This window comes from Halorubrum rutilum, from assembly GCF_024494565.1.
Window position 1 is genome coordinate 335,012 of sequence record NZ_JANHDN010000005.1, and the last position, 12,785, is coordinate 347,796.

Here is a 12,785-nt window from a genome sequence, read left to right on the forward strand (position 1 = left end):
GTCGTCGCCGCCGGGCCTCGGATACGAAACGTGACCGCCGCGGAGGGTCACATTTGCGCCTCGGTCGCCGAGAAATAATTATTACTGAGCATTTACAAAGACTTTTGTATAACTATTACATATTACTCGCCATGAGCACGACGCAGTCCGACGCGATAGAGGGGACGCTTCGCGGCTGTCGCCCCGCCGAGATCGACCCGATCGTCATCGACGCCGACGACCTCGACAGCACCGCGCCCGAGCACCTCCGCGACCTCAAGGCCGAGCTCTCGGCCCGCGGCTACCAGCCGGCGACGCTGTCGGTCGAGGCGTGCTTCGACTGCGAGGACACGCTCGCGACCCAGCGCGAGGCCGACCGGCTCCGCGAGTTCGTCCGCGCCGCGTCGTTCCTCGGCGCCGGCCGGATCGAGGTCCGCGTCGACGAGGTCTCGGACCCGGCGGCCGCGGAGCCGGCGCTGTCGGCGCTGGCCGAGCGCGCCCGCCGCGAGGGCGTCGAACTCGTCCGGGCCGGCGGCGACGCGACGGCGGCCTGACGGATGGCGTCGAAGCGCTCGCTCGCGACGAAGCTCGGCGTCGTCACCGGGTTCGACGAGCCGAGCCTCGCGCTCGAACAGTACCCCACCCCGCCGGACCTGGCCGCGCACGTCGTCCACCTCGCGGACCTCCACGGCGACGTCGACGGCCGCACCGTCTTCGACCTCGGCACCGGAACCGGGATGCTCGCGCTCGCCGCCGCCCTCCGCGGCCCCGCCCGCGTCTTCGGCGTCGAGCTCGACCGCGACGCGCTGACCACCGCGACGGCCAATCAGCGTCGAGTGGCCGCGAGCGCGCCCGTCCACTGGATCCAAGCCGACGCGACGCGGCTCCCGCTCGACGTTCCGGACCCCGTGACGGTCGTGATGAACCCGCCGTTCGGCGCGCGAGACGGGAGTCGGAACGCCGACCGCGGATTCCTGGCGACGGCGAGCCGCGTCGCGGCCGTCTCCTACTCGGTCCACAACGCCGGCAGCGAGGCGTTCGTGGAGGCGTTCGCGGCCGACAACGGCGGCGAGGTGACCCACGCGTTCGCCGCCGACTTCGCGGTCGACGCGCAGTTCGACCACCACACCGAGGAGTCCGAGGAGATCGACGCCGAGGTCTACCGGATCGAGTGGGTGTGACGAAGGGTATCGGGAACACACGGACAGAGATGCGGTGAGCGCTCGGAGAGCGCGAACCGCGAGGCCGGAGAGGCGTGAGGCCGCGGTCTCGTGAGCGACCGACGGGAGCGAGCGGGAGCACGAAAGTCGCAGCCCGCGCGGCGAACGCAGTGAGCGAGCGGGAGCGACGTTCGGCGGTCCTCGCGACTGGGGCATCGGCGGTGTCCTTCGGGGGGCCGCCGGCGGCCGTTCACACACGAATTGCCGGTGGTTCGAAGGCGTGCCCCGTCGATACGCGACCGGCCATCTATTACTGAGCGGCCGAGGCTGTGGAAGTGTTCACCGCATCGGCGGCGATGTGTCAGTGAGCGGCCGTGGCCTCGGCGGCGTTCACCGCCGGCTCAGCGTCGAGCAGCTATAAGCAACAGAGCGGTCCGTCACTCCACGACGGGTAGGTCCGCCCGACTTCCCTTCGGGACCACGGAGCGCAACTCGTCGTAGAGGTAGAGCCCCACGCCGATCGGCACCGACTCGCCGACGACCTCGTGAGTCGCGATCAGGTATCCCCAGTCCCCGTCCCACTCGGGGAGGTCCTGGTCCTCGCCGGCCACGAAGGTCACAGCCTGCTCGGGGTCGAGCTCGATGACGTTCCTCGTCGCGTGACGGCCGAACCGCGAGACGGCCCGGCTCGTCGGCTTCCAGTGCTCCTGTCGCGTCCGGAGGAAGGTCATCCCGATCGCCTCGACCCCGCTTGGGTCGGTCGCCTCGCCGTTGAAGATCCAGACCTTCCCGGCGCCCTTCTCCCAGAAGCTGTACCCCGCGAACACCGCCCCGTCGACCCCGAACCGTTCCTCCCACCAGTCGAGGACCTCCGCGCGGCTCGCGCGCCCCTCGACTTCGCGGTCCCCGGGGGTCTCCGGCAGTCGGTCGAACCGCTGCCCGTCGTTGGCGGGGGCGGCGTCGGCGGCATCTGCGGCGGCGTCGTCGCTCACGCGGCCACCTCGCCGTCGCTCGCGCTCTCGTCACCCTCCCCGCCCACGCGCAGCTTCGCGCAGAAGAACCCGCCCGTGTCGTTGTGGTGCGGGTAGACGCGGTGCGCGCGCGTCACCGACTCGTCGAACGCCTCGCCGTCCCACTCGGTCACGCCGGGGACCGTGTCGAGCGGGAGGTCGAACGCGACCAGCTCGCAGTCCTCCGCGCCGAGCACGTGGTCGAGCACCGCCTCGTTCTCCTCCGGCGCGAACGTGCAGGTGGAGTAGACGACGGTCCCGCCGGGCCGGGTCGCCTGCACCGCGCGCGCCAGGACCCCCTTCTGGATCCCGGCGACCGCGTGGACGTGGTCGAGGGTCCACTGGTCGACGACGTCCGGGTTCTTTCGGCAGGTGCCCTCGCACGAGCAGGGGGCGTCGACGAGGGCGCGGTCGAACTCGTCGAACGCGAGCGGCTTGGTCGAGAAGTTGCGGGCGTCCTGGTTCGTGACAATCGCGTTCGTGATCCCGAGGCGCTCCGCGTTGTGCCGGAGCGCGGAGAGCCGCCCGAGGTTGTTGTCGTTGGCGACGAGGGTGCCCTCGTCGTCCATCGCGTCGGCGATCTGCGTCGTCTTGCTGCCGGGCGCCGCGCAGGCGTCCCAGACGCGCTCGCCGGGGCGGGGGTCCAAGGCGAGCCCCGGCAACACCGACACCTCCTCCTGGCCGTGGGTCCAGCCGTGGACGTACGGCCAGTTGCCGCCGGGGTTCCCGTCCGGGAGTCGAAAGAGACCGTCGTGCCACGCCACCGGCTCGTGGTCCACGCCCTCCTCGTCGAAGGCCTCGCGGACGCGAGCGGGCGAGGCCGCGAGCCGGTTCGTGCGCACGACCGAGGGGAGGGAGCGGTCGCACGCCGCCCGGAACGCGTCGACGTCGTCGACGAGCGGCTCGTATCGGTCGAGCGGGTTCATGCCCCTCCTTTCGCGGCGGGCCGTTAGACGGTTTCGGGACTCCCGCGCCGCCGCCCGGCGCCCCACCTTTAGGTCGCCGCCCCGAGTAGGCGGAGCCATGGCACGCATCTCCGTCGTCGACGACGACGTCTCGCTGGACGAGCCGACGCTGGTAGAGGGGTTCCCCGGGGTCGGACTCGTCGGCAAGATCGCGACCGACCACATGATCGAGGCGCACGGGATGGACCACTACGCGAACGTCCACTGCGACGGGCTCCCGCGGGTGGCCGTCTACCGCGAGGCGAACCGGGCACTGACGACGCCCGTGCGGCTGTACGCCGACGCGGAGAACGACCTCGTCGCGCTCCGGAGCGACGTCCCGGTGAAGCCCGGCGCCGCGACCGAGGTCGCCGGCTGCCTGGAGAGCTGGTTCGCGGAGACGGCGACGTTCCCGGTGTTCCTCTCCGGGCTCGGTCAGGAGAAGGGAGAGGCGCCGCCGGCGATCTACGGCGTCGCGACCGGCGACGGCGGCGATCGGCTCGACCGCGCCGACGTCGAGGACCCGCCCGAGGCCGGCCTCGTCTCCGGGCCGACGGGCGCGATGCTCGCGGAGTCGCTGGAGCGCGGCCGCGACGCCGTCGGCCTCGTCGTCGAGTCGGACCCGCAGTTCCCCGATCCGGAGGCCGCGCGCGTCCTCATCAGGAGCGGGATCGACCCGATCGCGGGGACCGAGACGACCACCGACGGGCTCGTCGAACAGGCCGAGGAGATCCGGGAGGCGAAGCGGGCCTTCGCCGAGCGGATGCAGCAGGCCACCGAGGAGAGCTCGCAGGCCGAGCCGCTGAAGATGTTCCAGTAGGCGACGGCCGCTCCGCCCGACCCCTTGATCGTCGTCCGCGACGGCGGTCCGTCAGTCGTCGTCCGCGACGGACGACTCGTCCCCGGCCGCGGCGCTCGACCCGGTCCCGACCCCGCCCGTCTCCAACTCGTCGAGGATCGGGCGGTACTTGAGCTGGACCTCGTCCCACTCGCGGTCGGGGTCGGAGTCGGCGACGAGCCCGACCCCGGCGAAGAGGGTGGCCCGCCGGGGCGTCGCGACGGCCGAGCGGATCGCGACCGCGAAGGCGCCGTTGCCCGCGGCGTCGATCCAGCCCACCGGCGCGGCGTACCAGCCGCGGTCGAACGGCTCCGTCTCGTGGATCGTCTCCAGGGCGCGGTCCGGCGGAAGCCCGCCGACGGCGGGGGTGGGATGGAGCGCCTCGACGAGTTCGAGCACGTGCCGGTCGTCGCTGAGCTCGGCCGTGATCGGCGTGTGGAGGTGCTGGACGGTCGCGAGCCGACGGACGCGGCGCTCGCCGGCGGAGACCGAGGCCGCGAACGGCTCCAGCTGATCGCGGACGGTGTCGGCGACGAGCCGGTGTTCGTGGACGTTCTTGGCGTCTTCGAGCAGCTCCTGCGCGAGCCACTCGTCCTCCGTCGGGGTCTCGCCCCGTCCCGTGGTCCCCGCGAGCGCGTCGGTCTCGACGGTCCGCCCGCGCAGCGAGACCAGCCGCTCCGGCGTCGCGCCGAAGAAGGCGCTCCCGCCCCCGTCCGGCTCGAAGCAGTAGCGGTGGCAGTCGGCGTACTTGCCCGCGAGCCGCTCCAGCGTCGCCGCGCGGGGGAACTCGGACGCCAGGTCCGCCTCCAGCGCCTGCGCCAGGACGACCTTCCGCAGCTCGCCGCCGCGGATCCGGCCGACCGCGGCCTCGACGCTCTCGCGCCACGCCTCGCGGCCCGTGGTCCGACGGGCCTCGGTGATACCGGGCCGCGGCGGGACGCCCGCGTCGCCGCCGTCGACCGCGGCGAGTCGCTCCGCCTCCTCGGCGAGCCGGGCCTCGACCGCCTCGACCGCGGCGTCCGGCCCGGCGGCGTTCACCGTGAGCCAGGTCCCGTTGTCCGCGAACGTGAGCTGGACCCGCGGGAGCACGAAGCGCGCCTCCGGGAAGGGCCCCCAGGGGTCGCCGTCGCAGGCCCCCTCGTGGAAGGCGAAACCGCCGAACAGCCGGGGGCGAGCGGCCTCGGTCCCAGCGTGGACGTCGCCGGCGTCGAACAGGTCGTCGGCCGCGGTCCGGATCTCGGCGAACCGCTCCGGGCCGCTCGCGGTCAGCGTCGCGGCCGCGCCGCTCCCGAGCACGAGGGCGTCGTCCGGCGCGCTCCACGTCGTGCGAGGCGCCGAGAGGGCGTCGAACGCGGCCGCGAAGGGGGGCGCGTCGACCGCGGTCGTGCGGCTGACGAGGGGCGGAGCCGACGTCGAGCGCGCCCGTTCCATTACCCCTCGTTCGGTGCCGCGGCCCCTTTACCCTGACTATCGCGGGGGGCGACGCGGACGGCCGACCGTCAGCCGTACCGCTCCTCGTTCCACGGGTTCGCGGAGTCGCTGTAGCCGCGCTTCTCCCAGTAGCCGAGCTCCTTCTCCGTGAGGAACTCCACGCCCGAGACCCACTTGGCCCCCTTGTACGCGTACTTGTGCGGGGTGACGACCCGGATCGGTCCCCCGTGGTCCGCCGGGAGGTCGTCGCCGTCGAGGCCGTACGCGAACAGGACGCCCTCGCGGGTGCACTCGTCGAGCGGGAGGTTCGTGGTGTAGCCGTCGAGCGCGTGGAAGAGGACGTGCTCGACGTCGTCGCCGATCCCGGCGCGGTCGGCGACCTCGCCGAACTCGACGCCGGTGAACGCGCAGTCGAACCTGCTCCAGCCCGTCACGCAGTGGAAGTCCTGTCGCTGCGTGACGGCCGGGAGCTCGCGGAACTCGGACAGCGAGTACGCGAGCGGCTCGTCGACGGCGCCCCAGACCTCGAAGGCGAACGTCTCGGGCTCTACCGAGGGCGTCCCGCCCTTCGAGAGCACCGGGAAGCGGTCGGTCTCCCGCTGGCCAGGGGGGAGTCGGTCGTCGCCGTACTCGCGGTAGAGCCCCGTGAGGTCCTGGAAATCGCCCTCGATGTCGGTGTCGCCCTCGATGTCGGTATCGCCCTCGATATCGGTGTCGCCCTCGGCGTCGGCGTCGCCTTCGGCGGTACCGTCGGTCTCGCCCGCGGCGTTCGGGGCGCCGGATCCGGTCATGAACCCCGATACGGTTCGGGGTCACCTATGCGTATCGCTCTCCGGCCCCGATGACGCCGGTAGCGGGGGAACGGATTCGGTTCGGCGAAACGTGTCGGTTACCAATAATATATTTTATATAGTAGAGATAAGATTCGATCGATCGAAAGGAGAGTTTCTGAAACACCGCTGTGAGATTTCAAATATCGGTATCGGCGACGCCACATTTATATACCCATTGCCATTACTCCCGGGCAGGAAATGCCACGAGTAGAGATAACCGTGCCGGAGCATCTGGAGATGCAGATCGCTCAGATGGTCGAGCAGGGAGAGTTCCTCAACCGCGAGGAGGCGGTCGAAGAGCTCCTGTCGACGGGGATAAAGGCGTTCAAGACGAGCGGTCCGCGAGACGACGAGGAGGACTCCGGCGGATTCGAGGACGAGGGCATGATGGGCCACGAAGACGAGTACGTGTTCTGAGCGGGCCGCCGCCGCGGTTCGCCGTCGCCGCCCGTCCCGCGTCGACCGCGATTCGCTGACGGCCCTTTTCGAGTCGGTCTCCCTCTCGACCCGTGCGTATGCCCCTCAACAACGCTTAAAGGGTCTACGACCCGTATCACGCGGTATGCACAAGGACGAGCTCCTCGAACTCCACGAACAGATGGTGACGATCATGGAGCACTTCCGCTCGCACGAGACCGTGGACGGCTCGCTGTTCGACCCGTACGACGAGCTCGAGGTCGACCCCTCGCACGTCCACAAGTCGAAGAGCGAGCACAAACACGCCGTGTTCGTGCTCGGCAACGCGCTGGCGAACGCGATGAGCGAGGACGAGTTCTCTCCCGCCGGTCGCGTCGGTAAGCGCATGGAGGAGCTCGCGGACGACGCCGAGAACAAGATCTGAGACCCCCGTTTCCGTCACCTCTCGACCCCCTCGTCCGCTCCGGACGCGACGTCACCCCCGACCCGCGGATTGATATGTGACCGACCGCTCCCTTCCTCACATGGTCGCGGAGGCGCTGACGTCCGACGCCGCCCACCTCGCCGTCGGCGGCGCGCTCGTCGCCGTGGCGCTCGCCGTCGTGTATCAGACGGACCGACCGAGCGGCGCGTGGACCCGCGCGCTCCGCTCGCGCTTCCTGCTCGGGGTCCCGTGGGGAACGCTCGTCGCCGTCGCGGGCGTGACCGGGGTGTACCTCTTCGTGCAGAGCGGGCTGGGGACCCCCGACCGGCCCGTCGTGATCCCGTTCCGCTCGTGGTCGTACCTCTACCCGGAGGGGATCCTCTGGTCGAGCTTCGCGCACGCGAGCCGGGGCCACCTCACGGGGAACCTCCTCTCGGCGCTCGTCGCGGGCGGGATCGCCGAGTACGCGTACGGCCACTTCCCCGGCGGCCGCGAGGTCGACGACGAGACCGGGACGCTCCGATCGGTGCTCCCGTCGCGCGCGTCGGTGCGACGGCTCCGCTCGAAGGGGCTCGGCGCGCTCGGACTCGGACGGGTCGGACGTTCGACGCGCGCGTCGCTCTCGACGGTCGCGTCGCGGCCGGACCTGGGCTCGCTCGCCGCGAACCCGGGCGTTCGCGCGTTCGTCGTCGTGCCCGGCGCGATGGCGGTGTTCGGCGTCGTCTCCGCGCTGTTCGCGCTCGGACCGGTGATCGGGTTCTCGGGGGTCGTCTTCGCGCTGTGGGGGTTCGCCCTGGTCTTCCACCCGGTCGGGACGATCGCGGCGCTCACGGGCGCGACGCTCGTCGACGTCGCCTACGAGACCCTCCGGAACCCGGTCGTCACCGCCGAGGCGAGCGGGTCCTACGGCCCGCCGGGGTGGGCGAACGTCGCGATCCAGGGCCACGCGCTCGGACTCATCGCCGGGATCCTCGCCGCGGCCTGGCTCGTCCGGCGGCGACGCGGGAGCGAGGGCCGCGCCGACGCGGCGGCCGAGGGGTCGCGGACGTTGGCATCGGCCGGCGACTCGCGGACGACCGCCCTCGTCGCGTTCGGCGCCGTCCTCCTCTTCGGCGCGTCGCGCCGGCTCTGGGCGGTGTACTGGTACCTCGGGAACCAGCGGTACGAGCTGTACCGGGCGCTCGGGGTCGGCCTGCTCGCGGTCCTCGCGGCGATCGTCGCCCTCGCGGTCGCGGGGCGAGACGAGCCGCTACGTCCCGATCTGGCCGTCCCGGAGCCCGACACGGTCCGGGGGGCCGTCCGGTCCGCCACGCCGGCCGCGGTCGGGCTGCTGCTGCTCGCCTCGGCGCTGGCGGTCGTCGCCGGGCCGGGCGTGGTCCCGAACCTCGTCGCCGTCGACGACGGCGACCTGCCCGGCGACCCGATCGAGGTCGACGGCTACCGGCTGACGTACGCGGAGAACGTCGAGAACCGGGCCGTGAGCGCCGTCGACGTCGAGGCGTTCGGCCGGTCGACGAGCGTCAACACCTCGGGGGTGATCGTGACGAACCCGGACCGGGAGATCTGGACGACGGCGGTCTCGCGCGGGAACCTCGCCTTCTGGGGGTACCGCGCCGTCGACCTGGGCGGGACCGGCTGGCGCGAGACCGTCTGGGTCCATCGCGTGGGGTGGGTGGCGGCGAACGGGGGCCCGACGTACCGGGTCGACGCGGTCCGGAACGAGACGCGCTCGACGCTGTTCACGAGCGAACCGGCGCGGGCGGAGCCGCGGATCGACGGGCGAAACGTGACCGTCGCGGCGGTCGAGGGCGGATTCGAACTTCGCGTCGCTCACGGGGGCGAGACCGCGCGGGCCGGGCTCCCAGCGGCGAACGAGTCGGTGGCCCTTCAGGGGGTCGCGTTCGTCCGCGAGGCGGACGCCGTCTTCGCGGAGCGCGGAGAGACGCGGGTGCGGATCGCGACGCGAGAGCGGTACGAGGGCCGGCAGTGAGACGGCGTTGCCCCGTCGAACGTCGCTCCATCAGACGGCGTTCCGTCGGAACCGGTCGGCGACGCGAAGGTCATCTCCGAAGCCCCGGCCGCTCGGCGATACGGGATCGACGCCGGATCGTCGGTGAACGCGGCCAAAGCCCCAGTCGCGAGGACCGCCGAACGTCGCTCCCGCTCGCTCCGCTGCACGGGCTGCGACTTCCGTGCTTCCGGTCGTTTCACTCGCGGGACTCGCGACTGCCCCTTCGAGTCCCGCCCGCACAGCGACCGCGCCTCACACCTCCCCAGCCTCGTCGCGGCCGTCTTTAAACGGCCGCGACTCCCTCGCGCGTGCCCCTCGCGGCCGCCTTCGGCGGCCACTCGGAGACACGCGCCACCGCATCGGTTTAAACACTCTCCTCCGGTTTCTCCCGGACGGTCCCGCCGCCGAGCCCCTCCCACTCGACGCGGTAGCCGAGCCGCGAGAGCGCGGCGCTCGCGTCGTCGATACCGTAGTCGTCGAGGACCGACTCGGCCGCCGAGAGCGCCGTCCCGGCCTCGATTTCGGCGTCGACCGCTTCCAGTACCGCGGGCCGAACGAGCGTCCGACCGATCCGCTCGTGGTCGGGGAACGCCTTGCCCTCGATCGCCTCGACGCTCACGCCGCGCTCGGCCGCGAGGTCGTCCAGCCCGATCGCGTCGACGTCGGGCGAGAGGGCGTCCGGGAGGTCGGCGGCCGCGTCCGCGACGAACTCGGCCTCGTACTCGCGGAGCACGTCGACGACGTCCTTCACCCGCACCGTCCCGGAGTAGGTGACGACGCGGTGGTCGCGCGCGGCGATCTCCTCGCCGACGCCGAGGCTCTCGTCGACGGCGACCAGCAGGTCCACGTCCTCCACGTCCGCGAGCTGGGAGAGCTTCTTTTCGACGTAGTCGGGCGTCCAGAAGCCCATCACCTCGAAGAACAGCCGGAAGTCGGCGTGGGCGTAGTCGAACGCGAAGTCGGGGATCATCACCCGCGTCCCGGTTTCGAGCGGTTCCGGCTCGCGGACGAGTGTCCAGTCGAGGTCGAGCCCGCGGAACCGGCCGGCGAAGTCGGCCTCGACCCCGCTGTCGAAGTCGGGCTCCGCGACCGGCTCGACGCCCGGCACGGTCACGTCGCCGTCGGAGAGGCGCATGGTGCGCTCGCGGCCGCGGTCGTCGATCGTCGCCGCGAGCTCCCACTCCGCGGACTCCGCGACGGTGCGGAGCAGCCGCGCGAACGCGGTCCCGTAGCGACGGGTGCGCGAGAACAGGGCGTCGGGGCCGGTGACGACCAGCTCGCGGCCCTCGAGGGTCCTCTCCAGCTCGTACATCAGGCGCAGGCGCTTGACGGCGGAGACGAGCCGCTTCGGGTCGTTCGACCGCACACGGACCTCGGTGGCGTCGAAGAGGGCGGTCTGTGCGAGCGAGAGGTCGTACTGCTCCAAGAGCGCGTCCGGGTCCCACCGCACGTCGGCGTCGACGAGGACCTCGTTGACGTCGCGGTCGGCGTACAGCGACGCCTCGACCGCCTCGGACTCGATCCCGAGCGCGTCGGCGGCGCGGTCGACGGCGGCCTCGCGCTCCGCCTCGCTCGCGACGCCGACCGTCTCCGCGGCCTCGAACGCGGCCCGCCGGACGCGACGCGGCGGGACCGGCGCGCGCGTCTCGAAGGCGCACTCGCGCTCGACGAGGGCGGCGAGCCCGCGGACGAGCTTGAAGTCGCCGCCGGATTCCGCGGCGTCGGCCTCCAGCGCCGCCAGCGCGTCGTCGAGGTCGCCGCGGCGCTCCCCGACGCGGGACTCGAAGGTCCCGAGGACCGTCGCGGCGAGCGGCCGGTGCTCGCGGCCCGTGAACCGCGGGCGGTAGCCCCCGCCGGCCCGCGAGACGCGCAGGAGGTCCTTGCGTAGCACGGCGACGACTACGCGAGCGCCGGCCTAAAACCGGCGGGTTCTCCCGGTGCGACACGCTTAACTCCGGAACCCGTCGATCGGAGCGTAATGAGTACCGACGCGGCGAGTGACGCGGACGCTGCCGGTGACGGCGGCGGAGGGGAGAGTTCCGGCAGCGACGAGCCCGAGGCGTTCGTCCGGACCTGCGAACACCTCGTCGACCGGATCCTCGCGGGGGAGATCGACCGCGACGACCTGGAGTCCGCCAAACTCGACGCCTGCTCGGAGTTCTCCTCGCCGAAGGTCCCGAAGAACACCGAGATACTGGACCACGCGCCCCCGGAGGCCCGCGACGACGTGATCGAGGTCGTCCGGCGGAAGCCGGTCCGGACCGCGTCCGGCGTCTCGCCGGTCGCGATCATGACGTCGCCGAAGCTCTGCCCGCACGGGAAGTGCCTCTACTGCCCCGGCGGGCCGGCCTCCGAGTTCTCCTCGGCGCAGTCGTACACGGGCCACGAGCCCGCCGCGGCCCGCGGCGAGCAGAACGACTACGACCCGTACGGGCAGGTCACGCTCCGGCTCGAACAGCTCCGGAAGATCGGCCACCCGGTCGACAAGGTGGAGCTCATCCTGATGGGCGGGACGATGACGGCGCGTTCGCACGACTACCAGGAGTGGTTCGTCAAGCGCGCCTTACAGGCGATGAACGACTACGACCTCGACAAGGAGCCGGAGCCGGCCGAGGAGGAGTCGTTCGCGCCCGACCCCGAGGCGAGCGAGTTCGAGTACCTCGAAGACGTGATCGCGGACAACGAGACGAACGCCATCCGCAACATCGGGACCACCTTCGAGACGAAGCCGGACTGGTGCGACCCCGAGCAGATCGACCGCATGCTCGACCTGGGGGGGACGAAGGTCGAGGTCGGCGTCCAGACCACCTACGAGCGGATCAACCGCGAGATGCACCGCGGCCACGGCAACGAGGCCTCCCGGAACGCCAACCGCCGACTGCGCGACGCCGCGTTCAAGGTCGGCTTTCACATGATGCCGGGCCAGCCGGGGATGACGCGGGAGATGTGCGTCGAGGACTTCCGCCAGCTGTTCGAGAACCCGGACTGGCGCCCCGACTACCTCAAGATCTACCCGACCCTCGTCGTCGAGGGGACCCGGGTATACGACCGGTGGCGCCGCGACGACTTCGAGCCGCTCTCGAACGAGGAGGCGGCCGACGTCGTCGCCGAGGCGATGGACCGGATCCCGAAGTACACCCGGCTCCAGCGCGTCCAGCGAGACATCCCCGCCGACTTCATCGAGGGCGGCGTCTGGAAGTCGAACCTCCGGCAGCTCGCCGATCAGCGGGCCGAGGAGAAGGGGATCGTCCAGCGCGACATCCGCGCCCGGGAGGTCGGCCACAACGACGCGGATCCGGACCCGGACGACGTGGAGCTCGACGTGCTGACCTACGAGGCCGGCGGCGGGACGGAACACTTCATCTCCTTCGAGGACCCCGTCCGCGACCTGCTCGTCGGCTTCTGTCGCCTCCGGTTCCCCTCGTTCGCCCCCGACCAGCCGGGGGCGCCGGGCACCGAGGACGACGCGGTCCGCCGCGAGCTGGCGGACGCCGCGCTGATCCGCGAGCTCCACGTGTACGGCAGCGAGGTCGCCATCGGCGGCGACGGCGACTGGCAACACCAGGGGTACGGGCGGAGACTGCTCGAACGCGCCGAAGCGATCGCCCGCGATGCCGGCTACCGAAAGCTGGCCGTCATCTCCGGGATCGGCGCCCGGGAGTACTACCGGAACAAGCTCGGCTACCACCAGGACGGACCGTACGTCTCGAAGCGGCTGTAGCCGGCCCGGTCCCGGGA

General features: G+C 71.7%; 12 protein-coding genes. 7 read left to right on the forward strand and 5 right to left on the reverse strand.

What is annotated here, in order from left to right; genetic code table 11:
- Positions 1–131: 131 nt before the first annotated feature.
- Both NO900_RS12760 and NO900_RS12765 read left to right on the forward strand, forming a co-directional pair.
- Positions 132–533 (forward strand): DUF7961 family protein, encoded by a 402-nt coding sequence (locus NO900_RS12760; RefSeq protein WP_092563631.1) that lies wholly within the window; start codon positions 132–134, stop codon positions 531–533.
- Positions 534–536: 3 nt separating this feature from the next.
- Complete coding sequence (locus NO900_RS12765) at positions 537–1,160, forward strand: METTL5 family protein (RefSeq protein ID WP_256409600.1); 624 nt, start codon at positions 537–539, stop codon at positions 1,158–1,160.
- A gap of 416 nt (positions 1,161–1,576) precedes the next feature.
- On the opposite strand, the gene NO900_RS12770 is transcribed toward NO900_RS12765, so the two are convergent.
- The gene (locus NO900_RS12770; RefSeq protein ID WP_256409601.1) at positions 1,577–2,131 is read right to left on the reverse strand and encodes a DUF7122 family protein; all 555 of its coding nucleotides are present in this window, start codon (positions 2,129–2,131) and stop codon (positions 1,577–1,579) included.
- Entirely contained in the window at positions 2,128–3,075 is a 948-nt protein-coding gene (locus tag NO900_RS12775) for an RsmB/NOP family class I SAM-dependent RNA methyltransferase (RefSeq protein WP_256409602.1), read from the reverse strand. Before NO900_RS12775 ends, NO900_RS12770 begins: the two co-directional genes overlap by 4 nt.
- 97 nt (positions 3,076–3,172) lie before the next feature.
- Between NO900_RS12775 and NO900_RS12780 the strand changes: the two genes are divergently transcribed.
- Positions 3,173–3,913: a proteasome assembly chaperone family protein gene (locus tag NO900_RS12780; RefSeq protein WP_256409603.1), complete on the forward strand. Its 741-nt coding sequence runs from the start codon at positions 3,173–3,175 to the stop codon at positions 3,911–3,913.
- A 51-nt stretch (positions 3,914–3,964) separates the two neighbouring features.
- Here the strand turns inward: NO900_RS12780 and NO900_RS12785 are convergent, their stop codons facing one another.
- Together NO900_RS12785 and NO900_RS12790 are read right to left on the reverse strand one after the other, a co-directional pair.
- A complete protein-coding gene (locus NO900_RS12785; protein WP_256409604.1) occupies positions 3,965–5,362 on the reverse strand; it encodes an isochorismate synthase in 1,398 nt (465 codons plus the stop codon).
- A gap of 68 nt (positions 5,363–5,430) precedes the next feature.
- Positions 5,431–6,153, reverse strand: a complete 723-nt coding sequence (locus NO900_RS12790) for a sulfite oxidase-like oxidoreductase (protein ID WP_256409605.1) — start codon at positions 6,151–6,153, stop codon at positions 5,431–5,433.
- A 240-nt stretch (positions 6,154–6,393) separates the two neighbouring features.
- Here NO900_RS12790 and NO900_RS12795 point away from each other — a divergent pair, with 240 nt between their 5' ends.
- The 3 genes from NO900_RS12795 (at position 6,394) to NO900_RS12805 (ending at position 9,026) form a co-directional block, all read left to right on the forward strand.
- Positions 6,394–6,612, forward strand: a complete 219-nt coding sequence (locus NO900_RS12795; RefSeq protein ID WP_092563643.1) for a DUF7120 family protein — start codon at positions 6,394–6,396, stop codon at positions 6,610–6,612.
- 145 nt (positions 6,613–6,757) lie between these two features.
- Positions 6,758–7,036, forward strand: a complete 279-nt coding sequence (locus NO900_RS12800) for a UPF0058 family protein (protein ID WP_092563640.1) — start codon at positions 6,758–6,760, stop codon at positions 7,034–7,036.
- Between the two features lie 100 nt (positions 7,037–7,136).
- The gene (locus tag NO900_RS12805; RefSeq protein ID WP_256409606.1) at positions 7,137–9,026 is read left to right on the forward strand and encodes a rhomboid family intramembrane serine protease; all 1,890 of its coding nucleotides are present in this window, start codon (positions 7,137–7,139) and stop codon (positions 9,024–9,026) included.
- Between the two features lie 385 nt (positions 9,027–9,411).
- Here NO900_RS12805 and NO900_RS12810 read toward each other — a convergent pair whose 3' ends face one another.
- Positions 9,412–10,938 (reverse strand): DUF790 family protein, encoded by a 1,527-nt coding sequence (locus NO900_RS12810; RefSeq protein WP_256409607.1) that lies wholly within the window; start codon positions 10,936–10,938, stop codon positions 9,412–9,414.
- An 87-nt stretch (positions 10,939–11,025) separates the two neighbouring features.
- Between NO900_RS12810 and NO900_RS12815 the strand changes: the two genes are divergently transcribed.
- The gene (locus tag NO900_RS12815) at positions 11,026–12,768 is read left to right on the forward strand and encodes a tRNA uridine(34) 5-carboxymethylaminomethyl modification radical SAM/GNAT enzyme Elp3 (RefSeq protein ID WP_256409608.1); all 1,743 of its coding nucleotides are present in this window, start codon (positions 11,026–11,028) and stop codon (positions 12,766–12,768) included.
- Positions 12,769–12,785: the final 17 nt, after the last annotated feature.

Excerpts from the sequence above, each read along its gene's own strand:
- NO900_RS12800 (WP_092563640.1), top strand. The coding sequence starts at position 6,758 with ATGCACAAGGACGAGCTCCTCGAACTCCACGAACAGATGGTGACGATC.
- NO900_RS12790 (WP_256409605.1), bottom strand. The coding sequence starts at position 6,153 with ATGACCGGATCCGGCGCCCCGAACGCCGCGGGCGAGACCGACGGTACC.
- NO900_RS12775 (WP_256409602.1), bottom strand. The coding sequence starts at position 3,075 with ATGAACCCGCTCGACCGATACGAGCCGCTCGTCGACGACGTCGACGCG.
- NO900_RS12760 (WP_092563631.1), top strand. The coding sequence starts at position 132 with ATGAGCACGACGCAGTCCGACGCGATAGAGGGGACGCTTCGCGGCTGT.
- NO900_RS12795 (WP_092563643.1), top strand. The coding sequence starts at position 6,394 with ATGCCACGAGTAGAGATAACCGTGCCGGAGCATCTGGAGATGCAGATC.
- NO900_RS12765 (WP_256409600.1), top strand. The coding sequence starts at position 537 with ATGGCGTCGAAGCGCTCGCTCGCGACGAAGCTCGGCGTCGTCACCGGG.
- NO900_RS12815 (WP_256409608.1), top strand. The coding sequence starts at position 11,026 with ATGAGTACCGACGCGGCGAGTGACGCGGACGCTGCCGGTGACGGCGGC.
- NO900_RS12805 (WP_256409606.1), top strand. The coding sequence starts at position 7,137 with ATGGTCGCGGAGGCGCTGACGTCCGACGCCGCCCACCTCGCCGTCGGC.
- NO900_RS12785 (WP_256409604.1), bottom strand. The coding sequence starts at position 5,362 with ATGGAACGGGCGCGCTCGACGTCGGCTCCGCCCCTCGTCAGCCGCACG.
- NO900_RS12780 (WP_256409603.1), top strand. The coding sequence starts at position 3,173 with ATGGCACGCATCTCCGTCGTCGACGACGACGTCTCGCTGGACGAGCCG.